The organism is Klebsiella sp. CTHL.F3a (genome assembly GCF_019890895.1).
Taxonomy (GTDB): Bacteria; Pseudomonadota; Gammaproteobacteria; order Enterobacterales; family Enterobacteriaceae; genus Klebsiella; species Klebsiella grimontii.
The window spans coordinates 913,952-939,705 of record NZ_CP082360.1; the positions used below are offsets into that span (position 1 = coordinate 913,952).

Here is a 25,754-nt window from a genome sequence, read left to right on the forward strand (position 1 = left end):
GTTTCCTCCGTTAATTAAAGTCAAATCGCAAAACGGACAATGATGTAAATAATCCTACTGGCGGAGCGGTACCCGTAAGACTGATGGGATAAGCCTGTATAATAACATTCCCGGTTCCCCCGGAAAGCTGGAACGGAATTGTACTGTTGATATCATTTGGCACGAGTGGTGTGGTGCCATCGGGCTTGGTGATAACCACACCGACGGCACTGTTATCCGTCGCGAGTGCATTTGGGTAAGCTGTTGTAGGTTGCCCCTGAAGACGAACGGTCAGGCTGGCATTTTGTTCAACACCGCCTGCACACATAACCTTGACGGTTAAAGGACGGTTTATATACCCGGTGGGTCTGTTTCCTGCGCCACCAGAAACAAAATTTTTCTGCGCTATCTGGCCCAAATCGATCTGAAAAACAGAGTCAGGCATAATAGTGCAGGTTTCAGGGACTGTAATATTATAGTTAAGATAAACTAAAGCCGCTACCGTACCACCATTGCAACTTGAGTCTGAGAAACATACTCTCCAGGTACCGAGAAGCTTGGTTGATGAATAAGTACCACCGATCATGGGTTTTAGTATTTTAATTCTGGAATGCCAGTTTGTATTTGCCCATCGAGTTGAATTAGCCAAATCACGGCAGGTCAACGAGTTCCATACCCTGCGATTAAAGGGGGCATATATGTATCCGCAAAACTGCGACATAGCAACAGCCAGTGATATATAATCATCCATATCCTGGAAAACCCAGTCAGTCGGGCGGGTTTGATACGCAGGTATTGCCCCATTAATATCACTAAAAGATGAGCTGCAATATCCGGGGCAGTTATAAGGAAAGCCAGCGACGGTAAAGCTCGTTGATGACAGGACAGTGCCAGTTGTGTTGGTTGTCGTGGTTAGTGTGTTATTCAAACTGAGTGTGACTGTAGTTGCAGCAAATGCAGATGTCACGGAGCAAACAGTGGCAATCAGTAATAAGTAAATTTTGCTCATTTTTCTCTTCTCGTTGTTTGCCTGTAAAACAAACGCAAAACTGATATTCTTTGCTGTCAGTAATATCCAGAGTGTCAATTTTAAAAACTGATTAAATACAAGGAATACTGACCTACATATGATTGATTTTTTACTTGTTAAATGCATTCTGCTTTCATCCGGGTGATGGCCTGGTGAAGACTCTTCTCTTCGAGGCTATATTTAGCCACGCACTGTTGATGAGCCTCCTGTCCCCACAGGGCTTTAACTGTTCCAGTCAGAGGCAACCCGGACAAATACGCCTGTCCGTCATCGCCAACAATGCCTGAGTTATCATTACCCGGTATGCTGACCATTGCGCCAAAAGGAACAGGTTTACCATTGTGCATTAACACCATCAGGGCCCTTACCCCGACTCTGGCATTAAATTTAGCGCGTACCAGTGCACCTTTTGTCGGGACCACATTGACCACAGCATCATCAATGTCGGTGTGCGTATTAAGAGATGTCACATCGAGAGCAACACGATTTCGACGATATGTTGTGGCATAGGGAACAACAGCATATCCACGCCAGTCAGTACTGACCCCGGTTGTATTCTCTATACTCACACCATCGGCCCCCGGCGCTTCAATGAGCACATTAGTATCGCCGAGAGGCTGACTCAATGTCAGTCCATGCTCATGTAATACCACACCACCGTTCAGACCGTAGTTCAGTTGCCTGAAGCCCGGGCTGTAACTGTACCCGGTACTGACATTTCCGTATGTTCCCTGGTAATCCAGGCTGGCGTTGCCATTAGCACCACCTCCGGTATGATTGCTGTACCCCTGCTGAACACTGTAGTTAAGGTTATTGTCCCGCAGAGTCGTCCCGCTCAGGCCTGCCATCTGAGTCATGTTACCGTGTTTATCGGTGCTGCTATTGAGTGTGGCGTATAACGGTTTATTGCTGTCCGGAAAGAGCCATCTTCCCAGAGGCAAGGACATGTTAAAGGCGAAGACCTGGTCAGAACCGGCCTGTCCCTGTGCCTTATTATAGTTATATGTCAGGCTGTAACTAATATCGTTCCATGTTCCGGCGTAGCCTGCCTGCAGAAGTGCCGTTTTCTCATCAGTATGCCAGTATGACTGCTGGCTTGCAGATATAAAAACAGAACCATTGCGCCCGGCCTGTTGTGAAAGGTTTAGCTGAATTTTCCCTTTCCTGGCATAACGCAGATTGAAGTAATCACCGTAGGAACGTAATCCATCTTCGGTCTGATAGTTATACCCCTTCATTTTTTTGTAGGTCGTTTCATCTAACGTATAAAAACCCTGAGTTGAATAGCGATACCCCAGCAACTGGAAATTCGTTCCAATTTCGTTGAGAGACTTGGCATATAAGAATCGCATTGACTGTCCGCTGTGCGTACTATCGTCGGCGAGCTTACTGTTCGCTTGTGTGACATCCATTGAGAATGCCCCCCAGTCTCCCAGATTTTTACCTGCACCGACGGCAAAGGCCCGGTATCTATCTGATACCTGACCGCCACCGTACACCGTGAATCCATGACCTATGCCCCTGACAACGGTGGCCTGGACAAACTCAGGGTCTGTCTGACTGCTTATACTGCTTCTGTACCGGGCCGCAGTGAGTGCATATCTGAGGCCGCCTTCTCGCTGAAGTATGGGGACAGCAGAGTAGGGAACGGTGTAGGACGATACACTTCCATCCACTTCCTTAATACTGACGGTCAGATCACCACTTGACGAAGTCGGGTATAAATCGTTCACCACAAACGGGCCCGGAGGAACGTAAGTCTGGTAAATCGTATAGCCGTTTTGCCTCACCGTGACCTGAGCGTTACTTTTAGCAATCCCCCGGATCGTTGGCGCGAACCCTTTCATGCTGTCGGGCAGCATATTGTCATCGGAGGCAAGCTGCAGACCGCGAAAACTCAATGAATCGAATACATCACTGTTTGTCCGGCTGTCCCCCAGTGTCAGCGCAGCCCTGAGAGGAATGATGGTTCTCTCAAGGTAAGTTGACGCATGCTGCCAGTCACTATTCGTCTGAGTCCGGCTCTGGCTGTAATTCCAGCTGGAATTATCCCTCAGGCGCCAGGCGCCAATATTGAGCCCGCTGTTAAGATTCAGAAAGTAACTGTTATTTCGCGTATCTCCGCTGACTCTGCTGCCTGTAAAATTATAATTAAGCAGAACGGCCGGGATCCCTTGATCCCATTGTTCTGGCGGGATATAACCGCGGGCCTGATTCAAAAGAGCGGCCTGAGGAATGGTGATATCAAGCCGTTGCCGGTCAAAATCTAATGATGTACTGGCGTGAGGAATTGATGCCGGCAGATTTATGCACTCTTCATCCGAGGCCGCTTTGAGTCGGTCAAAGGCGGCTGTATTGACGCCCAGTGCCTCAATGTATTTTAATTTGAGGCAAGGTACGAGCCCAGTTCCGTCATCAACAGAACTGTCAAGCACTGCCTCAGACGTATTATCTTGTGCGGGCTTTTCGTTAAAAAGCTGGGAACGCGTTACCACAAACTCATTGTTCAGATAAATATCGACCCGATACTCACCAGGTGCCTGCTGGTTTTTCTGAAACCGGGAAAGATCCGCGACGGCATGAGGATCGTTTGACAGGAATGCGGGGTTAAAAAAGTTTTCGTTATCCCCTTGCTCAGCACGGGAACCCTGTGGATAGCAGGATAACGCTCCGATTAACGCGGCAGCGATCGGGAGCTGTCTGCAATAAAGACCTGGTAATGTCTGACTGTCCCTGTAATCTTTGCCGGCAGTGTACTTAGCTGAAGAGAAATGCTTCATATTGACTGCTTACCCTGTTTTAATTATGAAATGTATCTGCTGCGACCTTTTTAAAGGAGTCTTCATCCCACCCGGTTATTCAAATCAGAAGATTGATCATCCGTGAGCCCGATATTAACCAGCGGAGCAGGTTAATTTAGGTGTATAAGATCCATAGTCATTGACGGCTTTAAAGGTCACGCTGCCTGCCGCATTTTGGGGAACACGGAGAGAAATATTTCCCTTTGGTGGAACCATAGTGTTGTCCAGTTTCTGGAGTCCCACATTAACCTCAACCAGTGAAACATAATAAGGGGAGGGGTTTGTTATTTTCAACTGCCCGCCACTTCTTGTGCATTTCAGCTGTGCCGGGGCCTTATCTGCTGGCACAGGTAATCCTTTTGGGCGGACAAAGACTTTAATCACGCTTTCAATCGCAATCTGCAATACATTCTGACTCTGAATGGTATTGGGGTTCACAGACGGTATCGTTTTACTGTGCAGATAGAACACCGTTTCTCTGTCTGCCGGGAGTGCACCGCCAATATACATAATTCGTAATGTGCTTTCTGCTTTTGGTTTACTGACAAACAAGGGAGGGGTCACAACAAAGTCCGTCGTTTTTTGACCTGCGGCATTTTCCATCCAGCTCTGAATGAGATAACGTGACGTGCTGGATGAGTTTGTCACCGGTACGGATATTTCTGTTGCCCCCTGAGGATAGATCAGGCGAGTAGCGCCAAGTGAGGTCCCCCCTTTTTTGGTGTCCGCCGCACTGGCTGGCAGAATATAACCTGTGCTTAATAAGCCCATCAGCGATAAAGTGACAGAAATGTTTTTCAGTGTCTTATTCATATGAAATTTATGCCCATTCCCGGTTATATAATGTCCTGTATCTTATTCAGGCGAAGATCTTATTTTTGTACAGGGGACGCATCTTTTTCTGCCTGGTACCTGTCAGGGATAGTAGAGAGTAAAAAATACATTCGAGCTTGCATCACCAGCAATGACCTGCCGGCTGGTTGCCCGATAACGGGCTGTAAACGGTAATGTCACCGTTTCGCCGTTAAGAGAAGTAAGCTGCTGAGGCCGGGTATTGGGTATGATAAGTTCACCAGAGGCACTGAATATCCCAATTCCGACCCCCTGTGCAGCATTTGCGCCTTCTCCTGCACGGAAAACGAGTGGGTCTTTGCCATCGCTGACGCCATTGAACATAATTCCCACCTGCTTTTCTGAGGCGATGGTACAGTCGACAAGTACCAGACTAAATGCCACAGGATCTGCCCACGACCCTAATTCTTCGAAACGGGAGCTTTGCACCTGCCCCATATAAACCTGTTTGTTCTCGCTCTCCGTACTGACCGCACAGGTGCCGTCAGTGACCGCGCCCCGAAGATGAACAACACCGCCGTACTGGGTTCTGTTTTCAGCGAAAGTGACAGCCGTCCCAAGTAGGTAAAGGCAGACACATAAACAAAGTTTTTTTCGGGTATATGTCATAGAAGCTGTGTTCCTGAACCATCTGACTAATCCCTCCCTGAATACAAATTCAGGGAGGGGCAGAGAAACGATAAATCCGGCTCTATGCGAAGAACTTAGTTGTAGTAAACAGTAAACTGCGCATCAGCATCCGCTGCACCCGCGGTGGCGGAGCCGTAGGAGATAAACTGTGCAGTGAACGGAAGTGTTACAGTAGAGTTATCAATGTTTTTAGCTGCGCCCGGGACACCCGAGTTCGGTTTGATAACGGCATTGTTCTGGTCAAGGATTTGAATACCTACGTTGGTCGCAGCAACACCCGGAGTGGTGATACTGCTCACAGACAGGGCATCACCGGCTGCTGTGGCCGGGCCGCTGAATGCCACAGCAGCAGTCGCAGCAACAGTGGTGTCACAGTCAATCAGGTCAATATTAAAGGCGGTCTGGTTGGAAACTTTACCTGCGGCTGCCAGGGAAGTCGCTTTAGCCTGACCCAGTTTAACAGTCTGGTTGCCGCTGTTTGCAGATACAGCACAGGTTCCGTTGGTGATTTCACCAGTAAAGTGAACCGTGCCGCCATTAGCAGTTGAAGCCGCCAGCGCAGCAGTTGAGCTCAGGGCCAGTGCAGAGGTGACAACAAATGCCAGTGTTTTGATTTTCATAGCTTTTCCTTGGTTTTCCTTTGAAACGTTTAAGTGTTTGAAACACAAAAATTGCGGCTTTCAGGCGCTCCATGCATCCACTTCGGTACTCCAGACACGCAGCCACATAGCTGACACCTTTCGAAACATTTAAGAGTCAATTGGGGCCATTTTGACTCGTAGTAGATCATGCGGAATCATATTTTGATTTTTACTATGTTAATCATGAGGTTAATTATTTTTTCTGGAACTTTTTGAGAGGGTAAGGAAGGGAGGAATCTAGGTTTTTTTCTGGAGCGGCTGATAGCGAGAGTTATTCAGGGAATGGAGAAAGGGATAAGAAATTTCACCTTCTTCAATTAATTCATTATAAATCAATCATATAGGTGTTTTGTGGTAAATAATTCTGAAAATTCACTTGCGCAAAAAATAGAAATATTTTTACATATAGACAGTTTGGCCCCAATTGACCAGTTCGAATATGTTCTGATTGGGTATTTTCGCTGCTTGTTTCATCTCTTCGCTGAACCTCATTAGCCCTCTGCCAGAGTCCGACAAAACGACCTGCGTTGCTTGCTGTATACCGAACGGTATGACGGATGTTGCGGTGACCAAGGTAATCCTGGATAAGGCGGGTATCAGTTCCCCTTTCTGCCAGTTCAAATCCACAAGAATGCCTCAGCATATGGGGATGCGTTTCAATAACAATGCCAGCCTTTTCTCCTGCGCGACGAACAATGCGATAAGCCTGCTGGCGTGAGAGAGCTGTTCCCCGTCGGGAAAGAAAGACCAGGTCAGATTTGTCGGCTCCTTTCCAGCCTGAACGCTCACAGCTCCATGCATTTATGGCCTGTCTTTCATCATCTTCAAGCGGATGAATCGTGGAGAATCCGTTCTTAAGTCTGCGAACGTTAATACGACCGGCCCCCATATCGAAATCACGATAGCTGAGACCAAGAACCTCGCTTATTCGCATACCGTGCCGGAATGCAAGCAAAATCAGACAGTAGTCGCGTTTACCACTGTTTGTGGTAAGGGCAGCGGTAAGCATTGATTCAATTTCATCAGAAGTCAGATAAAGCCTGTGTTTCAAAATGATATCTCTCTGTAAAGTTGCTGAATGTCGTCTGACAAGTTTTAGAACGTCAGGCGTACAATTTGCTGATTGAATGTTTGTGCTAATAATAGCACAAGAAAAGCTATAAAATTCTTGATTTAAGACGGATTATTTATAAATAACAAAATTTAAATCTAAATATATTTGTATTTAAAAATGTTGTTATAACTTTAAATTGTGATGTTTTGACTGGCTCCATGAATCTCCGGGTCGTTGATATTACTTAAGTTAGTGATAGTCTTAATATTGCTTTTAACCGGTCGTTTAGTCCGGATGATTGATGTTTTAGGTCCGTACAGGTGCAGACGGCGAAGTGTTCAGGAAAAAATCACCATTGTTCAGCAGAGCCTTGAGCCCGGAATGACCATGTCGCTGGTAGCCCATCAGCATAGCGTTGCTACCAGTCAGCTGTTCCTGTGGCGTAAGCAGTATCAGGAAGACAGCCTCACAGCCGTTGCCGCGGGAGAACAGGTTGTGCCCGCGTCGGAGCTGGCATCTGCGATGAAGCAAATCAAATAACTGCAGCGCCTGCTGGGCAAGAAGACCATGGAAAACGAGCTGCTGAAAGAAGCTGTTGAATATGGTCGCCAAGAAAAGTGGATAGCGCATGTGTCCTTATTACCGGAGGATGGCAAATAAGCCTTCTCAGTCGTTGCCTCCGGGTATCACTTGCGCAATTGCATAACATGGCCCGGCGGTGAACTAACTAGCAGGATCGTCGGTGCAAGCGCAAGCCTGATGATACTGAAGCACTGGATCGTATCCATACAGTGATCGGCGATCTGCCTACGTATGGCCATCCTCGGATTGGGCACTGCTGCGCAGACAATCAGAAACTCACGACATGGACGTTTTCAATGCCAAACGCGTATACCATATCGTGCGTCAGAATGCGCTGCTACTTGAGCGTAAACCTGTAATAACGCCCTCGAAACGGGCGCATACAGGGAAAGTGGCTGTCGGGCAAAGTAATCGGCGATGGTGCTCTGACGACTTCGAGTTCAACTGTGATAATGGCGAAAAACTGCGTATCACGTTCGCGCTGAACTGCTGCTATCGCGAGGCACTGCACTGGGCAGCCATAACCGGTGGATATGACAGCGAAAACGAAAAGACGTCATACTGGGGCAGTGGAGCATCGCTTTGGTAACAGCCTGCCGACTTCTCCCGTTGAGTGGCTGACAGACAACGGTTCAGCCTACTGTTCTCATCGGACGCGTCAGTTCGCCAGAATGGTAGGACTGGAGCCTAAACACACGGTGGTACGTAGCCCGGAAAGCAATGGGATGGCGGAGAGCTTCGTGAAAACGATGAAGCGCGACTACATCAGCATCATGCCGAAACCTGACGGGTTAACAGCGGTAAAGAACCTTGCGGAGGCCTTCGAACATTACAACGAATGGCATCCGCACAGTGCTCTGGGATATCGTTCGCCACGGGAATATCTGCGGCGTCGAACCAGTAATGGGTTAAGTGATAAAAAGTGTCTGGAAATATAGGGGCCAAACCAGATTGAGAATCCATGAGAGGACAGATGTATTTCTGACCTCATTCCGACCGAGTTCCGCCACCTCCCAGGGATCAAAACGTATGCTACTATACTGAATCGATTTTAATGGTTCCGAGAGTTGCTCAAAAAGAGAGGCTAACTTCGTACAATCAATTCTAAAATTTCTTTCTGGTGTGGTATTTTCAACAATACCTTCAGGCCACTGCTTAAAAAAGTCAGGCAACCATTCATTCAGGGATGAACCAACATATTCCATCATGTACATCCTGTAAGTTCCGGAACGACTGAATATAAAATTCAGACATATTTTTTATACTAAAATTCGTAGTGTAAAGTTAATCACATAATCTGTGAAGCATCCATCTCAAAGAAAAGATTGATCAACATTATATTAAAATTGCATGAAGTGCCATGACATGAACATTGATTCTACTGTTTTGAGACAGATCTTGCGCTGCTGCTGCACACCTTCAATCCTGGCATGTTACTGCTTGCCTTTCTTAATGCTGCGTTAAAAGCGATTACCGTGACTGGGCGAGGGGAGCTTTTTACACGATTTGAATGACTCTGGAAGACATAGATATCATCAGGATATTGTTTTCTCCTGCGTTCAAGTATTTTTTCAACCGGAGTTGTTAATTCAATACATTGTTCTTTCAATCGTCCGTGTTCACGCAAAAGCAATGAGTGACCATCTATATCTTTGTATTGAAGGTCTATCAGTCTTCCTACACTCATACGAGTGTAAAAAACCAAAACCCACAAATCGGACCATGTATCTGAGATATGGATAAGTTTGCTGTTAATCGCCAGAAACTGAATGAAATTTAGTCTATTTTTTCTGTTCATGTAGAACTCTGATTTTTAAACTTAATTGCATAAGTAATTGTTTTTTTTAATGGTAAATAAGAGTTGGGGTTGAGTTATTTTCTTTTGTAAACTTCAGAAAAGACTTTATATAATAGATAATTCATTGTTGCCAATCTGGTTTAAAATGCAAAGACCTACCTAAAAAGTATATTGAAGTAGTTTATTCTAATTGATATCTATCTTTGCCAAATCTAGATTAGCGAAGGAGCATTGTTTACTTTCGGTTAAACGTGCTCCTGTTTTTTTTAATCAGCTATTATACTGATAAAAAATCCACACCAATCTCATTGATAAGACGAATCCTTATATGATGAATAATTATAATGAGAGGAACAGTTATAGAATACGCAGGTCCTGAGAAATAAAGCGATTTGAGGTTCGACTTTTTAATTAATTCAACAAGTTTAATAAAAGCTTCCATGTGTGTGGTATGATAATATCCATCTTCAGAGTGTCTATATAGCGTTTGAATTATTTTACTTATTAGTATTTTTTTGTTCTCATCTGTTGAAATAGACTCCTTTTTTAATTCATTCAAAACTTTTTCCAGAATAGACTGTTCTAAATATTTAAATCCAGTATTCTGATAATCTGGGATATTCAAATGCTCAGCAACATTATGAACAATTTCACTGTATATTACTCCATGACCTCTAACTTTATTAATGATGGAATCTCCACCCATTAATTGTATTTCATTAGTGAGTTTTATAGGATTCTTTTCATTCTCAGAGATTGAACTACTGTTCTTTAAACAAATTAGTTTTGCGATTATTTCCTTTTCCGAAACTGATGCATAGCATATTGGAATGTATAAAGGTACGTCCTTAGCAGGGAATGGGTTATTTTCAAAAGTGTTGTAGCCCGGAGCTACAAAGGAATTGCTGGCCCCGTCTAAGTTTAAATATTTTATTATCTCTCTTATATTTTCCCAGTAATCCATATGACCAAGAAAATCAAAAGGATGGTTTTTTATCCGATAAGATAACTCTGGTTGTGCCTGTATGGGATGGCGGCCTATGCATTTTTCAAAATCTGGTTTGACAAGTTTTAATACATAATCACTTGATGAGTAAATGTTATATATACGGCCAGATATGATTGACAATAAATTTTCACATTCACTATTATCCAGACTCCTGGCTCCTCCCATAAAAATGAGGTTGTCAATTTTTAGATCTTTGCAATCATCAGGATTTTTGAAAATAGTTTCTATTATTAATCTTGCACCTAATGAGTGTCCATACAGATTAATTCCTGTGTTTTTTAAATCATTATCTTTGATGAATTTTTTTAACTTACAAATAAATTCATAGGTTAAATTAGGAATGTTGCTCTCAATCGTTTTGAATCGCAATATTTCGTCATAACTTAATTTTGCTAATGCAATCATTGGATTGATTGCTACGTATTTAATCAGATTTTGGGGCTTTAACATATTCCCGAAAATTTTACCACAAGGCCAAAACATAAAAATATTAGTTTCTTTTTTTCGCTCAGGAATGAATTGTTTGAGAGATAGTTTATTATTATTACATCTAACTGCTGAATAACCATGAATAAATATATTTATGGTTTCTCCACGGTTATCGTTACAAAACTCAAAAGTTAATTCATTATCCATTTTATTTCTTTCTCCTTATTATTTAGCTATAAAGCTAATGAAACATTAACATCATCTTAGGTCTAAAAGCCACGCATTCCGTTGATAAAGGTATCAATCACACCACAAACCTTGTCATAGACACGTCTAAGCACCGTCTTCCTTTCAAGGATCCTTGGTGTCCACGTTAGAGCCCTGGCTACCTTGTCCTCACGTGGGGTCACATCTGTAAACAGGTAGTTATCCAGCAATGCGGCAATTTTGCTTTCATCCAGATTCTCTTCAGTACGAAGCATTACAACCGCTTTACGATTTTTATGTTCCGCTCTTCTTTTTGTAAACAGCACCGGCCGCCGAGATTAGATTTCCATTTTTATCAGGAGTTAATATGAAGTCCCCACCAACTCCACTAATAATAAGAGAACCATCCTTTTTTCTATACAATGCACCATCATAGTAACCATTGAGTCTTTTATTATTAAATATCACATAAAATCCATTAAAATCAGTTTCTCTCTTTATTTCAAATTCACAAAGATCACTACAGTTTCCCGTTATATCAGACCATACTCCGATTGGATTTCCTGTCCTTACGTACTTATCACCTGTTTTGTTGTATAGATAACCATTCCTCTCTTTGAGAAAATAATCACCACTGGAACTATTCACAATAAAAAGGTTGTTCTTCTGTTTTATTAGTGGCCCGTTAACTCCAGACGAAAAAGGCCCTTTGTCAAAATACACAAATAAATCGGACAGAGCAGAGTCCTTCTTCACTATTGTAAAACCACAGAGTACGGTGCATTCAGGGCTTTCATTCGCCCAGTAACCGGTGATATCTTTTTTTTCAGAATCGCAAGAAACAATAAGCAATGATGCTAAAATAACAATAAGAATTTTTATTCTCATTTCTTTCTCAATCCCATCGTTCAAAGTGTCGGTAAAAGATCATAAAGTATCAAGTGGAGTAACTAAACTTGCCCACCAACGCCTTTAAATTTTTCGATAAACGCCCCAATTTTCTGGAATACGGTCTGCTTTTTCGTTTTGTACTGAGGATTCAGCGGACTGAGTTTTGGTAGCGTCTCATTTAACTCCGTCCCATTTTCGGTAGCATATTCCCGTTTGAGTGATGTACGGATATAGCGCCTTGCCGCCTCTTCATTGAGGTTTTCTTCCTTAATCAACGCTTCCGCCTCCTGTTGTGATGTGATGGACGCCCTTCCCTGAAGTAGCCAGTGCCATACTCTACTGACTGCAATTAATTCTGGAGTGATATCACATGAACACAATCAGAGTTGTTGGTATCGACATTGCCAAATCTGTTTTTCAGGTATGCGTCTGGATGGTTGATGGTTCAATTGCATATAACAAAAAGATCTCCCGTTCAAAATTGCTGGATATCATTCGACAGTTCGAGCCCGGAACGCTTATCGCGATGGAAGCCTGCTCTACTTCGCACTTCTGGGGCAGAACTTTCAGAACGATGGGATACAACGTCAGACTCATACCTGCCCAGCACGTGAAAGCCTTTGTAAGAAGCCAGAAAAATGATGCAAATGATGCGCTGGCGATTTGTGAAACAGCATGCCGCCCCGGTATCCATTTTGTTCAGGTTAAAACTGCTGAGCAGCAGGATATCAAAGTGCTGCGAAATGCCCGTCAGCTCATGGTTGAGCAAAGAACGGCGCTGGCTAACCAGCTTCGTTCTCTGCTCGCTGAATATGGTCTCATTATCCCTGTTGGGATCCAGTGTATCCAGCAACACCTGCCTGAACTTATTGAAGATGCGTCGAACGAGTTAACTTTCACCGTTCGCCGTTTACTTTCTTCATTGCGGGAAGATATGCAGGCACTGAATGAACGCGTCACCGGTCTGGACAAGGAAATTGCTGCACTGTCTTCACAGCAGACAGCATATCGCCATTTATTAACGATCCCGGGAGTCGGCCCGCTCATTGCGGCGGCATTTATCAGTGATGTGGATGCAGGACAATTTTCCAGCGGCAGAGAATTATCCGCCTGATGCGGCCTGGTTCCCCGGCAGCACAGCTCGGGAGGCAAGCAACGATTATCCTCCGTGACAAAAAATGGCAATCGTAGTCTCAGAACATTAATCATCCATGGAGCACGGTCTGTAATGCGCTGTATGAAAAAGCGCGATGACAGTCTGGGCCTTTGGCTGCAAAGGCTTGAGGCTCGCCGAGGGTTCCTGAAAACCACGGTTGCACTGGCGAATAAACTGACGAGAATTATCTGGCGTGTGTTGACCGATGGTGTTGATTTTAATATGCACAAGGCCGTTACGATGAATTAACTAAAAACAATAATTTACAGAAAGCATATTTAACTGAGTTTGCAGGCACTGATGAGAAAACGGCTACCGTCCCTGTAACAGCCTGAAGTTGACCTGGGTAATCATATACCGGTGTAGTGATAAGGAAACAGGGCTCGGATAACATCATGGCGCGGGTAAATTAACCCACTAATGACGTCGGATATATGGTCGCAAACCGTATCGAACCAGTACTTGTAACACCCGGGGCGTCCATATATGGTCAACTAATTTTGGCCACACGACCTGACTGTTCATGGAACAGCCCCTCTGATTCATTTGGCGTTAAGCCACCGTTATACCAGTGGGGCCGGATGGCACTGTAATAGCCCGTGATGTAGCGGATTATCGCGCTCTGAGCCTCGTTGAAGCTGTTATAGCCCTTCGTCGGCACCCATTCGGTCTTCAGGCTCCGGAAGAACCGCTCCATCGGGGCATTATCCCAGCAGTTACCCCGTCGACTCATGCTCTGCTTTATCCGACAGCGCCACAGAGCCTGCCGGTACTGACGGCTGGTATAGTGGCTGCCCTGGTCGCTGTGGAACATCACGCCTGTTGGCTTACCCCGAAGCTCCCAGGCCATCTGCAATGCTTTGACCGTGAGGGCCGAGTCCGGCGACGTCGATATCGCCCAGCCCACAGGTTTGCGGGCGAACAGATCCAACACTACTGCCAGATAAGCCCAGCATTTTCCCGTCCAGATACAGGTCACATCGCCGCACCAGACCTGATCCGGCGCGGTAACCGCGAACTGCCGGTCGAGATGGTTCGGTATTTCAATGTGTTCGTTCCCGCCGCGTTTGTATTTATGCGCCGGGACCTGGCAACTGGCGATATCCAGCTCTTTCATCAGCTTACCGGCCAGCCATCGCCCGAGTCTGACGCCCTTAGCGCTGACCATCGTGGCGATACTTCTCGCGCCAGCAGAGCCACCACTGGCGTTCCAGACTTCACTGACGAGACTCCGTTTAACGGCACGCTCAGCGTCAGAACCCCTGCCATTTTTACGAATGTAGCGATAACTGCTTCGGTGAACACCGAACAGCCGGCACAATGGCGCTACCGGGTAGTGCGCCCTCAGACTGTCTATTATCGTGAACTGTTCAGGGAGTCGGACATCAAGAGCGCTGTAGCCTTTTTTAGGATTTCATTCTCCATTTCAAGGCGTTGTATCCGTTTTCTCATTTCCCTGAGTTCAGTCTGCTCAGGCGTCAGAGGCAGGCCCGGAGGCGTTTTCCCCTGGCGCTCCATACGTAACGATTTTACCCAGCGGTTGAGGGCGGAGAGGCTGACGTTCATCGCCTTAGCCGCCTCGCCGTGAGTGTAGTTCTGATCCAGGACCAGTTTTGCCGCTTCGACTTTAAATTCAGCAGTAAATGCTTTGCTCATTGGTTCACCTATAAGATGTTGAGGTGAGCATATCACCTCTACTCAGGTGGCCAAATTCAGTGTGCCACTACAAACTGACTCTGGTAAATGAAATAGCCTTTAGTCCTGATGGCATCGTCTTTGATGTCATCGGTAATGATGCTGTCATCAAGTGCTGCATAATGTATGCTCTCGTCCCCTTCTTCCATGTAGCTGGAAAAATTCTCACTGATGAAGCGATAGAAAAGTGCACCGAGTACATACTGTTTAAAATCCCATCCGTCTACTGAACCTCTGACATCATTGGCAATGGCCCAGATTTGACGGTGTAGCTCTGCACGCTGCTGAAGGCTTGTCATTTTTGATCCTGTCACTTTGTTTTTAACGACTACTGTTTCCGTGATTTTATCTTGATTTCTTGGTATCGGAAGCCCTGAGCCAATGATATCAGGTCGACAGGGCGGTTAGCGTAGTCATCACTTTTATAAAGGCAGGATTATACCACTACCTTCAACAGGTTTCGTACTGATAATAGTTGCTAAATTAGATTGTTTTCTCGTGCTATTTTACATAAACAAGGCTAATAAAAGGCGAATTCATTATTATTTCCGTAAAATATTACGCATTGCATGGTTTGTTGCCGTATTATAGTTACCATCGAGGATGGTGCGAGTTGGTTAAATGAAGAATAATTACAGTCAGCATAGTTGGGGGGAGCCCCCTCTACCAAAAGGGCCTGAGCACTTTGGTGAGCGCCTCAAAACTGTTATCGGGAAACAGTCTGTCGCCTCGTTTGCCAGAGATTGTGGGGTTTCCGAAGCCTCCATGAGGAAATACCTTAAAACCGATACCGTGCCGGGTATCGACAGTGTGGCTATGATTGCTGCCTGCTCGGGGCGTTCTCTGACCTGGCTCATTACCGGTGAAGGTGATCCCTTTACGGACAACGCCAGGCAGAAATGCTTTTCAGAAGAAGAAATCAAAAAGTGGTGGACTCTGATTTTTGACGCCCTGGATGCGGAAGATAAATCCAGTGTTATCATGGCTTTTCAGCAAGGCGGCCTGAACGCGGTGTTCAGCCCTGAGATTATGACTGGTAAAAGGAAGGGATAACGGTTTGAGCCACAAGAAAGAACACACTGTCATGGTCAACAAGGTGCTTCAGGAGCTTGCCAGGCAGCAGGGCCAGCCTGTCGAGGCTGTTCTGGAACAATTATTCTGCCGGGCCAGCATCGTTAATACGGGGCTAATGAATGAGTCTTTTCGTGAAGCCTTTCAGCAGCATTATCCCGGCAAGCCATTCAACCACGTTACCTGGTGTCCTTTCTGCCAGTGTTTCGACCTTATACAGCGCCCCGACCCAATGGTACAGGGAGAAGCTCTCTGGACATTCAGTTCCACACAGTTTTGATAACGGGTACTCCTTCCCCCCTATTTAATAAATAATCAAATAAAACAATGAAGTAAGTTCATTCCAGTCGTCAGTGAAATACGCTGTAAACGATTTTCACGCTAAGGGCAGGGAAACGTAAGGGTTAATCTGGTTAACGCTGTCAGGATAGGGTACAGGCTGCCTGGTGATGATGATTTATGTCGGTGACTGTATGGTCGCTGATTTCTGATACATTTTCCTTCTGATTATAATTCCAGCACCAGTCGCCATGGCTGATGCTGTATATCCCCATGTTGCAGGCTTTACAGTGTTTCTCCCCTTCATAATGCGCCTTGCACCATACACAGAACCAGTACCGCGTTGCTGTCAACGTCTCCAGTTCGTCAATTATCGTGCGTAACCGCAGGATGAAGACACGCCTTTTGATTTCAGTGTTGAGATAAACACAATTCGCCAATAGCGGTTTAGTTGCCTCATCGGGGCTGTGTACAAACCAGGCATCTTCTCCCGAGGTATCGTTGCGGAGTTTCACAGGGCAAGAGAAGGAAGGACAGAACCACTGAGCATCAGAAGCGTTTTTCATTTCTTTCGAAATCACGTAATGACCGTCACTGTCGAGAGCAAGGTATAATTTCAGATTTTTTTAACGTGGACTTATGCATAATTATTCACTCTCAGATGCAGGATGATTGTGGTTTATGAGCTATTTGAAATAGCTGTTCGTGTTATTCGATATGCCATCTCTCCCGTCGATGTTGTTTAAACGCACTGTAAGGCGTTTTGAGAGGGGGTTATGGTTAACACGATGAATTTACTGGGTTTATAGTTCGAGGGTCTTACAGGGCTTTACAGGCTGCCTTATGGGGGAATACGATTAATTGATTGTTATTATTGGAGTTTAATTACTTCCGTGACTGACTGATACGCTGCTGAACCCAGGCTTCGACTTCGCTTTGCATCCAGCGGGAACTGCGGCCCAGTTTGATTGGTTTCGGAAATTCACCGTCTTTAATCAGCTTGTAGAACCATTTGTCAGTTAATCCCGTAAAACGGGTGATGAATGCCATATCTACCATTTTGTCGTTAAGCAAAGTGGTGTTGTTATATCGAGTGGTCATGATGGCTGTCTCCATAGAGATAATGAGATATGGAGAAGCGCCGATACTGGTGATGTTTAACCGTTGACGCATTCTCCTTCTCAACATCCACATGCCAGTAAGAAATGACTGATTAGCCCTGGGAACATCCAAAACTACGATAGCCGTCGGACTTATCCTTGCTACGTTCTTTAGCGAGATAAAGCGCTCTTTCGGTCAGTTCCTGTAAATCTTGTCTGAAATAAGGTTTTTTACTGTTCAGTAAGTAGTATGCCCTGTAGGGGATATGAACCAACCCATGATACTTTTTCTCAGCATAATCCCGTTTGATTGCCCTTAACCATGCACGGACTATCATCCTGAAGAGAGTACAGCGATCGTAGTTATCATCGAGAGTCAAATAACCAGGACGGTGATAAGCATCTTTGTTTAGCAGAAGCAGAACGTGATAATGCCTTTTGTTACCTTCCTGATTGTATTCCCTGACCCAGATATACCTCATTTTACAGTTGAGTGATTTCTTTCCGGCTTTTTTCTTGCGGTAAATATCGGCTCGAATTTGGGCTTTCATTGATGTGATGAAGCGGGAGATTACATCCGGGCCTGTATAACACTGTGTAGGGCAATCCTGCCTGTCCTCTTCATCGGGAAAGCGTAGGTCAATCCGGATTGCCAGCGTACGAGGATATTGATTGAGAGCGTTGTCAACGGTGTCGATGATGCGTTCTACATAGATCGCGTTCATTAAGCCGTAGTGCTTATGGCGTTTGATGTTCATGAGGTGGTGTCCTTGGCTGATGGTGTTCAGTGTATCGGATACCTGGTAATGAATTACGGAATGCCGATTGCTCTTCTTCACTCCTACAGTTTGTGATCTTACGTTCCTTCCATCACGTCACAGGTTCTTTACCCCTTCATCCATTGGTTCTACATCTCTGTAGCTATTTGTCTATGTCTCTGTGTATGTCTATGTAGCCATTATTATTAACAATACGGAGCCCGGAAGGGCTGGAGCAGGGGATTTGCAATAGAAGAAGAAAACCATCAGAAAGAGCATACATACACCTGAAAATAACTCCGTAGTTAGCAGGACATCTCTGGGCTTAAGACCTGCCGCTTAGGCCATCGATTAATGAAGAAGAGGTGGACTGGCGGGAAGAAACACCAGGGAGTATTCCAGTATTATTTTACGATAAACCTGTGATCCATCACTGATAGAACCCCCTCACGTCAACGAATGCTGGAGAAACTGTTTTTCTTGCGTTATTTTAGTAACTGTATGTTTTTAAAGAAGGTGATTCACTTTGTGGGGATTCACTTTTTAATAAAGATATATAACCATAAAAATGTAAAAAGTGCGTCACTTTGTTAGGGCGGCATAGAAAATCAGGAGGGTACTAATGGCCGGAAAAAACCGAATGATCGTCAATTTCTCATCGAAAAAACTGAGGGATTTGATTGTTGAAATCGCGGAAAAAAACCATATGAGTCACTCGAAAGTCATCGAGAAACTGGTTTCATTCAGGCTTTTCGAGAGCAACGGTGATCCGGTGGTTGATGCTTTCTGTGATGCCAGTAAGACCGTCATGGAACAGCAGCAGAAAGACGATGGTGAGTTCAGTGTTGCTTTGTGTACTCCTTATTTAAAGCATAACGCACGTCTTTATAAAGTCTTTGGGGATTTATTCGGTAAGTGCTCTATTACTGTCGACAATATAAATAATGAAAAGTTGAACACCCTGAGTTTTGAAAAAGAATTAAGAAAATTAATAGAAGATAAAATAAATGGAATGAAGCCCCATGAATGGGAGTGGGTGTTTAGCAGCGCAAGGATTATATTGGCCGATTTGTGGTTGATCTTTTTTAACAAAATAAATATTGAGTATAAAGTTGAAAGGCGGGAGGGCAATTTCAGTGAGGTTAGTGTTAAATACAAAGCCAGTGATATATGTTGCATTCCTTTTAGTTTTAATAAACATGCTTCTCTGAAAGAAAAATATTGTAATGCAATGAGCCATCTTGATTTTAGTTCAGTCAGATATTACTCTTTCAAAAATGTAGCGACAAAAGGGTGGTGCAGGAATAAATATTCACATCTTCTTTTTATTCATCAGTCTTCGTCATCTGATAAAGGCGGTTTTTTTATTGGTGTGCAGTATGAAAAGAATGATATGAATTTTTCTGATGAATCGCCATCTACTCCCTTTGTACACCCTGAGGGGACATATATGTATACTGAGAAGGACAGCGCGGAGGATTTATATTCCCTCCACAGTTATGCACCATACAGCGATGTTAATCCTGAACTGAAAATCAACATTTATCATGAGCCTGCAAATATAAAAATCCGGAATCTCACCCCTGAGTTAAAAAGCAAAATCAAATAATGAGTTAAAGATAACATGCATAAAAATTCAGGAATACATAATCTGTATGTATAACAGAGATGGTTGGTGCAAACTTAACTTCGGGCAGGATGAACTGGTAAGTGGTAATATTATCCCTCATCGTCTCCTGTTTAACTGAGTATAGCGGGTTTACCACGAATTAACTCGCAGTGGCATCGGTTTCGCAGTCTCTGAGAGCAATACCTGTTTTTTTATATCAATCAGAAATAAAGGCCATGTTCCGTAAGGAGCATGGCCTTTTCTTTTTTCTTTGAGAAAGGAAATTGACCATGAAATTAGCCAGTCGTTTTGGTCGGGTGAACCAGATCCGCCGCGACCGCCCTTTAACACGTGAAGAGCTGATGAACCACGTTCCCAGCGTGTTCAGTGAAGAAAAGCATGAATCCCGCAGTGAGCGTTACACGTACATCCCAACCATTACCCTGTTAGATAGTTTACAGTGTGAAGGCTTTGAGCCTTTCTTTGCCTGCCAGACACGCGTTCGTGACCAGAGCCGACGGGAGCATACAAAGCACATGCTGCGTCTGCGTCGTGCCGGACAGTTAACCGGCCACCAGGTTCCCGAAATTATCCTCCTCAACAGCCATGACGGCTCATCCAGCTATCAGATGCTGCCGGGCCTGTTTCGTGGTGTCTGCACCAACGGCCTGGTCTGCGGGCAGTCATTCAGGGAAGTACGGGTGCCGCATAAAGGGGATGTGGTTGAAAAAGTCATTGAAGGGGCTTACGAGGTGCTGGGGATATTTGACCGGGTGGAGGAGAAGCGTGATGCGATGCAGTCCCTGATGTTACCGCCACCCGCACAGCAGGTACTGGCGCATGCCGCGCTGGCGTATCGCTTTGGTGAAGACCACCAGCCGGTGACTGCCTCCCAGGTGCTCACCCCCCCGCCGCTATGAAGACCGCAGCGATGACCTCTGGACCGTTTACCAGCGCGTGCAGGAGAACCTGATGAAGGGAGGGCTGTCAGGACGAACCGCACAGGGTAAACGCAGCCGGACTCGTGCCGTGAACGGCATTGACGGGGACGTGAAGCTCAACCGGGCATTGTGGGTGATGACTGAAAACATGCTGGCCCTGTCTGACCGTTGATGCCAGTCATTTTGATTACAGGAGATATATCAATGGATAAACACATTTCACTGACCCCTGAGGTGACAGAGCCATTCATCCTCACTGCCACTGTCGTACCGGATGAACAGCGCCTCTGTTTCTGGCCACAGCATTTTGGCCTTATTCCGCAATGGATAACCCTTGAGCCCTGCATCTTTGCCTGGATGGACCGGCTGTGTGCGGATTACAGCGGTGGAATCTGGAACTTTTACACCCTCAGTAACGGCGGTGCCTTTATGGCTCCGGAAGAGAGTGACGGTCTCTGGTCGCTGTTTAATAACCTGAATGGTAACGGCGCTGAAATGAGTGCTGAAGCTGCGGGTATTGCGGCCTGTCTGATGGCTTACAGCCACCATGCCTGCCGCACGGAGTGCGATGCCATGACAGAGCATTATTACCGTCTGCGCGACTATGCGCTGAACCACCCTGAGTGCAACGCCATTATGCACATCATCGACTGAGGTACTGCACCATGGAAAAACAGTTACCGTTGTTTGCATATGAACTGACGGCATCAGCACAACAGACCATCCGTGAGGCGCTGGCTCTGCTGGAGCGCCAGTTACGCGAGCCCGGCGCGTCGTTTACCTCCAGCAGCTCAGTACGTGACTGGTTAAGGCTTCAACTGACGATGGAGGAAAGAGAGGCATTTATCCTGCTGCTGCTGGATAACCAGCATCGCCTGATTAGGCACGAAACGCTGTTCAAAGGCACCATCAGCCACACCGAAGTCCATCCACGGGAAGTGGTGAAGGCCAGCCTGAGACATAATGCGGCAGCGGTCATTGTTGCTCACTGTCATCCTTCAGGTCATGCCGAACCCAGCCAGGCTGACAGACGGGTGACAGAGCGTCTGAAGAATGCTCTGGACCTTGTGGGTGTGCGTCTCCTGGACCACCTTGTTATCGGCGGAATGGATATCGTCTCGTTTGCCGAACGGGGCTGGTTGTAAGGGAGGAGTATTAATGAAAATTATCAGTAAGTGTCAGGCAATGGCGATATACCGCCAGCATCCACAGTCCCGGTTGTTCCGCTTCTGTACCGGCAAATACGCGTGGTCCGGCAGCATCTGCCACTATGCCGGTCGCGAGGTGGAAGATATCAGGGGGGTACTGGCCGTATTCGCAGAGCGCCGCCAGGACCGCAATGGTTCGTATGTCGTATTACGCAGCGTAAGCCTGAATTAATTCACGATTAAGGAGGACTACATTTTGTCGAAGAACACCACGATAACAACGCATGATATCAGCGAACTCTGGTGGGGGCTAAGACGCAGTGTCTCCCCGTGTTTTGGGGCCCGTCTGGTCCAGGAGGGAAATCGCCTGCATTACCTGGCTGACCGCGCGAACTTTGATGGTCAGTTCTGTGATGCGGATTTGCACCATCTTGACCAGTCTTTCCCGGTATTGATGAAACAGCTGGAGTTAATGCTCACCAGCGGTGAACTGAATCCCCGTCATCAGCACTGCGTCACGCTGTATGCAAAAGGTCTGACCTGCGAGGCCGATACGCTCGGTTCGCATGGCTACGTTTATATCGCGATTTATCCCACTCCCGTCACCACAGAATAACACCGTAATACTTCACCCTTCAGCAAACACATATTCCACTATAGAGATAACGTTTATGCAAACCAAATCATCCCCCTTCATGCGGGCGGCATCGTCACGTCCGTCTCCCGTGGGCGTCTGGCAGACCCTGCTGACCTCCCTGCTGGAACACCACTATGGCCTTACGCTTAACGATACGCCGTTCAGTGATGAACAGGTGATTCAGCAACATATCGAGGCGGGTATCTCGCTGGCCGATGCCCTGAATTTTATTGTAGAGAAGTACGAACTGGTCCGCATTGACCGGCCGGGCTTCAGCATTATGGAGCAGTCTCCGTTTATCACACCCATTGATATCCTCAGGGCCAGAAAGGCCACGGGGCTGATGAACCGTGGCACGTATAAAGAGGTGACGGCTATTACCAGAGGACAACAACCGCAGGCCAATACTTCAGGTAAGCGATGACTCGGATAAAAAGAACCGCATCCCGCAAGTACATAAACACCAGCCCTGAACGGCTGGTGTTTTTCTGACTATGAAGGAGAGAAATAATGGCCGGAAATAATGTTAATGAATCCGAAGTGTTAACCGGGCACACTGATGTGATTTGCTCCACCAGCATTGAACGTATTGTTACAGGCCGTAATGCTGCGCTGACACGGATTCAAAGCCTTATCAGTGAACTTGATGATATCTCCATTCTGACCCACGATATCGGCGGTGGTACAGCACAAGAGTGGGGAATGCGGGAGGGCCATCGCTACGATTGCTGGTTCACGGAAAAAACCGATAAAGCAATGAAAGCGATGACCCGCAATATTGATCGCCGCATCTGGCGAGAGCTGATGAATAAATCAGGCATGCTGAGCCTGATGGATGCTCAGGCGCGTGACGAGTGGCACCAAAGCCTGGAGAAAGACGATATCCCCGCGATCTCTGAAGACAATATCCTGAGTACCTTTGAGCAACTGCATAAAAGCAAAGGTGAGGTATTTGAGCGTGGCGTAATCAATGTCTTCAAGGGGTTAAGCTGGGACTATAAAACCAATAACCCCTGTAAGTTTGGTAAGAAGATCATCGTGGATGGTCTGGTTTCTTTCAATCGTTGGGGGTTTAGCTTCACCCATGGATACCGGCGTGACCAGCTGGTCGATCTGGAGCGTATGCTGACTCTGCTTGACGGCAAGACGCTACCGGATAACCGGGCTGATATTGCCTGTCGGCTGAGTGACCATATCGGTCAGCAGCGTACTTCGACGGTGTATGACGATGAGCTATTCAGAATTCATTATTTTCAGAAGGGGAGTGCGCACATAGTGTTCAAACGTCCCGAGTTGATTGAGCGACTGAACGATATCATTGCCAGGCACTATCCGGGGATGTTGTCGAAGCACACAGAGTGAAAGCAGGATATCATTACGTGCGATCGATTATGAAGTTAAGGGTGTGATGCTGAGGAGGAGTTTGTAACTGAACATAGTTTCTATTGTTCGCTAGAGCAAACCATAAATCATCAACTAATTGAATTTAATGAAGAAATTATAAGGGGGTATGTTTGGGGGTATGTAGTAAGATATAACCAAATAAATACATAAAAAACATATTGTTATCTATTGGGTTATAATCCCTTCGCCCGCTCCAGACTTCTGAATTCTGTTCTTCCCCTATAAATTGATCTGGTTAACCCGCCTGGCATACTTGCCTCTTGTTTTTTGTTATTTAATACATATGATTTTTAATATGTGATGTTGAACTTATATCTCTGTGGAGTATCCTGTCCGTCGACGATCGGGAGGAATGATGTCATTAACATCCTTACAGCTTTTCAAAAATCTGTCCGATGAAACCCGCCTGGGTATTGTGCTGCTGCTTAAAGAGATGGGGGAGCTGTGCGTGTGCGATCTCTGCACGGCGTTGGATCAGTCGCAGCCCAAGATCTCCCGTCACCTCGCTATGCTGCGGGAAAGCGGATTGTTGCTGGATCGCAAGCAGGGTAAGTGGGTGCACTATCGCTTATCACCACATATGCCTGCATGGGCGGCACAGGTAATAGAGCAGGCCTGGTTAAGCCAACAGGAGATCGTACAGACCATCGCCCGCAAGCTGGCATCAGCAAACTGTTCTGGGAGCGGTAAAGCGTTCTGCCTTTAAAAATTTGCCGTAACATATATGTTTTTTCGAATGTGATTTTCAGGGGGGTGGTATGCTACTGGCAGGTGCTATTTTTGTCCTGACCATTGTTCTGGTTATCTGGCAGCCGAAGGGGTTAGGCATCGGCTGGAGCGCGACGCTGGGCGCGGTACTGGCTTTGATTGTTGGCGTCGTACATGTCGATGATATCCCGGTGGTGTGGAATATCGTCTGGAACGCGACGGCGACCTTTATTGCCGTAATTATTATCAGCCTGCTGCTTGATGAGTCCGGCTTTTTCGAATGGGCAGCGCTGCACGTATCTCGTTGGGGAAACGGTCGTGGCCGTTTGCTGTTTACGTATATCGTTCTGCTCGGCGCAGCGGTGGCGGCGTTGTTTGCCAATGATGGCGCGGCATTAATATTGACGCCAATCGTGATTGCCATGCTGCTGGCACTAGGATTCAGCAAGGGCACGACGCTGGCCTTCGTGATGGCTGCCGGGTTTATCGCCGATACGGCCAGCCTGCCGCTTATTGTGTCGAACCTGGTGAATATCGTCTCGGCGGACTTCTTTGGGCTGGGATTCACCGAATATGCGTCGGTGATGGTGCCGGTCGATATTGCCGCCATTGGCGCCACGCTGGTGATGCTGCACCTGTTCTTTCGCAAAGATATCCCGCAGTCCTACGATCTGGCCCTGCTTAAATCACCGGCAAACGCAATTAAAGATCCGGCTACGTTCCGCACCGGCTGGATAGTATTGATTCTGCTGCTGGTCGGTTTTTTCGTCCTCGAGCCGCTTGGCATTCCGGTCAGCGCGATTGCCGCGGTAGGGGCGGTAATACTGTTTACCGTGGCAAAACGAGGTCATGCCATCAATACCGGTAAAGTGTTACGCGGTGCGCCCTGGCAGATCGTGATTTTCTCACTGGGAATGTATCTGGTGGTATATGGTTTGCGCAACGCCGGGCTAACCGAATACCTTTCAGGAGTGCTGAACGTACTGGCGGATAAAGGACTCTGGGCTGCGACGCTGGGTACTGGCTTCCTGATGGCTTTCCTGTCTTCGATCATGAACAACATGCCTTCCGTGCTGGTGGGGGCGCTCTCTATCGATGGAAGCACCGCAACCGGCGTTATTAAAGAGGCGATGATCTACGCCAACGTGATTGGCTGCGATCTGGGCCCGAAAATTACGCCGATCGGTAGCCTGGCAACGCTGCTCTGGCTGCACGTACTTTCACAGAAGAATATGACCATCACCTGGGGCTACTATTTCCGCACCGGGATTGTCATGACTCTGCCTGTGCTGTTTGTAACGCTGGCCACGCTGGCGCTACGTCTCTCTTTCACTTTGTCATGAGA

General features: G+C 46.3%; 25 protein-coding genes and 5 pseudogenes. 14 read left to right on the forward strand and 16 right to left on the reverse strand.

What is annotated here, in order from left to right; translation table 11 throughout:
- Positions 1-10 precede the first annotated feature (10 nt).
- The 6 genes from K7H21_RS04375 to K7H21_RS04400 form a co-directional block, all read right to left on the reverse strand.
- On the reverse strand, positions 11-1,135 hold the full coding sequence (locus tag K7H21_RS04375) for a fimbrial protein (RefSeq protein ID WP_223035611.1): 1,125 nt from the start codon (positions 1,133-1,135) through the stop codon (positions 11-13).
- The gene (locus K7H21_RS04380; RefSeq protein WP_223035612.1) at positions 1,126-3,789 is read right to left on the reverse strand and encodes a fimbrial biogenesis usher protein; all 2,664 of its coding nucleotides are present in this window, start codon (positions 3,787-3,789) and stop codon (positions 1,126-1,128) included. Before K7H21_RS04380 ends, K7H21_RS04375 begins: the two co-directional genes overlap by 10 nt.
- A gap of 114 nt (positions 3,790-3,903) precedes the next feature.
- Positions 3,904-4,623 (reverse strand): fimbria/pilus periplasmic chaperone, encoded by a 720-nt coding sequence (locus K7H21_RS04385; RefSeq protein WP_223035613.1) that lies wholly within the window; start codon positions 4,621-4,623, stop codon positions 3,904-3,906.
- Between the two features lie 102 nt (positions 4,624-4,725).
- A complete protein-coding gene (locus K7H21_RS04390; protein WP_223035614.1) occupies positions 4,726-5,271 on the reverse strand; it encodes a fimbrial protein in 546 nt (181 codons plus the stop codon).
- A gap of 95 nt (positions 5,272-5,366) precedes the next feature.
- The gene (locus tag K7H21_RS04395) at positions 5,367-5,912 is read right to left on the reverse strand and encodes a fimbrial protein (protein WP_223035615.1); all 546 of its coding nucleotides are present in this window, start codon (positions 5,910-5,912) and stop codon (positions 5,367-5,369) included.
- Between the two features lie 346 nt (positions 5,913-6,258).
- On the reverse strand, positions 6,259-6,984 hold the full coding sequence (locus tag K7H21_RS04400; protein WP_213802239.1) for a tyrosine-type DNA invertase: 726 nt from the start codon (positions 6,982-6,984) through the stop codon (positions 6,259-6,261).
- Positions 6,985-7,281: 297 nt separating this feature from the next.
- Between K7H21_RS04400 and K7H21_RS04405 the strand changes: the two are divergent.
- Positions 7,282-8,507 (forward strand): annotated as a pseudogene (locus tag K7H21_RS04405) (IS3 family transposase).
- A gap of 440 nt (positions 8,508-8,947) precedes the next feature.
- Here the strand turns inward: K7H21_RS04405 and K7H21_RS04410 are convergent.
- The 5 genes and pseudogenes from K7H21_RS04410 to K7H21_RS04430 all read right to left on the reverse strand — a co-directional run.
- On the reverse strand, positions 8,948-9,367 hold the full coding sequence (locus K7H21_RS04410) for a hypothetical protein (RefSeq protein WP_223035616.1): 420 nt from the start codon (positions 9,365-9,367) through the stop codon (positions 8,948-8,950).
- Positions 9,368-9,644: 277 nt separating this feature from the next.
- On the reverse strand, positions 9,645-11,012 hold the full coding sequence (locus K7H21_RS04415) for a DUF726 domain-containing protein (RefSeq protein WP_223035617.1): 1,368 nt from the start codon (positions 11,010-11,012) through the stop codon (positions 9,645-9,647).
- A 62-nt stretch (positions 11,013-11,074) separates the two neighbouring features.
- Positions 11,075-11,287 carry a hypothetical protein gene (locus tag K7H21_RS04420; RefSeq protein ID WP_223035618.1) on the reverse strand — a complete coding sequence of 71 codons (213 nt, stop codon included), beginning with the start codon at positions 11,285-11,287 and terminating at the stop codon, positions 11,075-11,077.
- A gap of 19 nt (positions 11,288-11,306) precedes the next feature.
- Positions 11,307-11,900, reverse strand: a complete 594-nt coding sequence (locus tag K7H21_RS04425) for a hypothetical protein (RefSeq protein WP_223035619.1) — start codon at positions 11,898-11,900, stop codon at positions 11,307-11,309.
- 62 nt (positions 11,901-11,962) lie between these two features.
- Positions 11,963-12,196: pseudogene (locus K7H21_RS04430) on the reverse strand (type I restriction endonuclease subunit R, EcoR124 family); the annotation flags it as partial.
- 77 nt (positions 12,197-12,273) lie between these two features.
- On the opposite strand from K7H21_RS04430, the pseudogene K7H21_RS04435 reads away from it, so the two are divergent.
- Positions 12,274-13,308: pseudogene (locus K7H21_RS04435) on the forward strand (IS110 family RNA-guided transposase).
- Between the two features lie 241 nt (positions 13,309-13,549).
- Here the strand turns inward: K7H21_RS04435 and K7H21_RS04440 are convergent.
- Both K7H21_RS04440 and K7H21_RS04445 read right to left on the reverse strand, forming a co-directional pair.
- A protein-coding gene (locus K7H21_RS04440; protein WP_223035620.1) for an IS3 family transposase occupies positions 13,550-14,715 on the reverse strand; the annotation gives its coding sequence in 2 pieces (ribosomal slippage) (positions 13,550-14,469 and positions 14,469-14,715; 1,167 coding nt in all).
- A 74-nt stretch (positions 14,716-14,789) separates the two neighbouring features.
- A pseudogene (locus K7H21_RS04445) lies at positions 14,790-15,053 on the reverse strand (type I restriction-modification system subunit M N-terminal domain-containing protein); the annotation flags it as partial.
- A 322-nt stretch (positions 15,054-15,375) separates the two neighbouring features.
- Here K7H21_RS04445 and K7H21_RS04450 point away from each other — a divergent pair.
- Both K7H21_RS04450 and K7H21_RS04455 read left to right on the forward strand, forming a co-directional pair.
- Complete coding sequence (locus tag K7H21_RS04450) at positions 15,376-15,807, forward strand: helix-turn-helix domain-containing protein (protein WP_172754589.1); 432 nt, start codon at positions 15,376-15,378, stop codon at positions 15,805-15,807.
- A gap of 4 nt (positions 15,808-15,811) precedes the next feature.
- Positions 15,812-16,105 carry a hypothetical protein gene (locus tag K7H21_RS04455; protein WP_172754590.1) on the forward strand — a complete coding sequence of 98 codons (294 nt, stop codon included), beginning with the start codon at positions 15,812-15,814 and terminating at the stop codon, positions 16,103-16,105.
- Between the two features lie 142 nt (positions 16,106-16,247).
- Here K7H21_RS04455 and K7H21_RS04460 read toward each other — a convergent pair whose 3' ends face one another.
- The 3 genes from K7H21_RS04460 to K7H21_RS04470 form a co-directional block, all read right to left on the reverse strand.
- Entirely contained in the window at positions 16,248-16,685 is a 438-nt protein-coding gene (locus K7H21_RS04460; protein ID WP_172754591.1) for a putative zinc ribbon protein, read from the reverse strand.
- 304 nt (positions 16,686-16,989) lie between these two features.
- The gene (locus tag K7H21_RS04465) at positions 16,990-17,205 is read right to left on the reverse strand and encodes a helix-turn-helix transcriptional regulator (RefSeq protein WP_172754607.1); all 216 of its coding nucleotides are present in this window, start codon (positions 17,203-17,205) and stop codon (positions 16,990-16,992) included.
- A 112-nt stretch (positions 17,206-17,317) separates the two neighbouring features.
- Positions 17,318-17,962, reverse strand: a complete 645-nt coding sequence (locus K7H21_RS04470; protein ID WP_228751064.1) for an inovirus Gp2 family protein — start codon at positions 17,960-17,962, stop codon at positions 17,318-17,320.
- A 622-nt stretch (positions 17,963-18,584) separates the two neighbouring features.
- On the opposite strand from K7H21_RS04470, the gene K7H21_RS04475 reads away from it, so the two are divergent.
- The 10 genes and pseudogenes from K7H21_RS04475 to arsB all read left to right on the forward strand — a co-directional run bounded on the left by K7H21_RS04475 (position 18,585) and on the right by arsB (position 25,752).
- Positions 18,585-19,571, forward strand: coding sequence for a hypothetical protein (locus tag K7H21_RS04475; protein WP_172754592.1), 987 nt, complete (start codon positions 18,585-18,587; stop codon positions 19,569-19,571).
- A gap of 290 nt (positions 19,572-19,861) precedes the next feature.
- Positions 19,862-20,684: pseudogene (locus K7H21_RS04480) on the forward strand (DUF932 domain-containing protein).
- Between the two features lie 32 nt (positions 20,685-20,716).
- Positions 20,717-21,166 carry an antirestriction protein gene (locus K7H21_RS04485; RefSeq protein WP_223035621.1) on the forward strand — a complete coding sequence of 150 codons (450 nt, stop codon included), beginning with the start codon at positions 20,717-20,719 and terminating at the stop codon, positions 21,164-21,166.
- An 11-nt stretch (positions 21,167-21,177) separates the two neighbouring features.
- Complete coding sequence (radC, locus tag K7H21_RS04490; RefSeq protein WP_196550769.1) at positions 21,178-21,657, forward strand: RadC family protein; 480 nt, start codon at positions 21,178-21,180, stop codon at positions 21,655-21,657.
- Positions 21,658-21,670: 13 nt separating this feature from the next.
- Positions 21,671-21,892 carry a DUF987 family protein gene (locus K7H21_RS04495; RefSeq protein ID WP_108704385.1) on the forward strand — a complete coding sequence of 74 codons (222 nt, stop codon included), beginning with the start codon at positions 21,671-21,673 and terminating at the stop codon, positions 21,890-21,892.
- 24 nt (positions 21,893-21,916) lie between these two features.
- Positions 21,917-22,276 (forward strand): type IV toxin-antitoxin system YeeU family antitoxin, encoded by a 360-nt coding sequence (locus K7H21_RS04500; RefSeq protein WP_223035622.1) that lies wholly within the window; start codon positions 21,917-21,919, stop codon positions 22,274-22,276.
- Between the two features lie 55 nt (positions 22,277-22,331).
- A complete protein-coding gene (locus tag K7H21_RS04505; protein WP_223035623.1) occupies positions 22,332-22,721 on the forward strand; it encodes a TA system toxin CbtA family protein in 390 nt (129 codons plus the stop codon).
- A gap of 86 nt (positions 22,722-22,807) precedes the next feature.
- Entirely contained in the window at positions 22,808-23,659 is an 852-nt protein-coding gene (locus K7H21_RS04510; RefSeq protein ID WP_223035624.1) for a DUF4942 domain-containing protein, read from the forward strand.
- A gap of 397 nt (positions 23,660-24,056) precedes the next feature.
- Positions 24,057-24,407, forward strand: a complete 351-nt coding sequence (locus K7H21_RS04515) for a transcriptional regulator (RefSeq protein WP_004124874.1) — start codon at positions 24,057-24,059, stop codon at positions 24,405-24,407.
- A 52-nt stretch (positions 24,408-24,459) separates the two neighbouring features.
- Entirely contained in the window at positions 24,460-25,752 is a 1,293-nt protein-coding gene (gene arsB, locus K7H21_RS04520; protein WP_004124871.1) for an arsenite efflux transporter membrane subunit ArsB, read from the forward strand.
- Positions 25,753-25,754 lie beyond the last annotated feature (2 nt).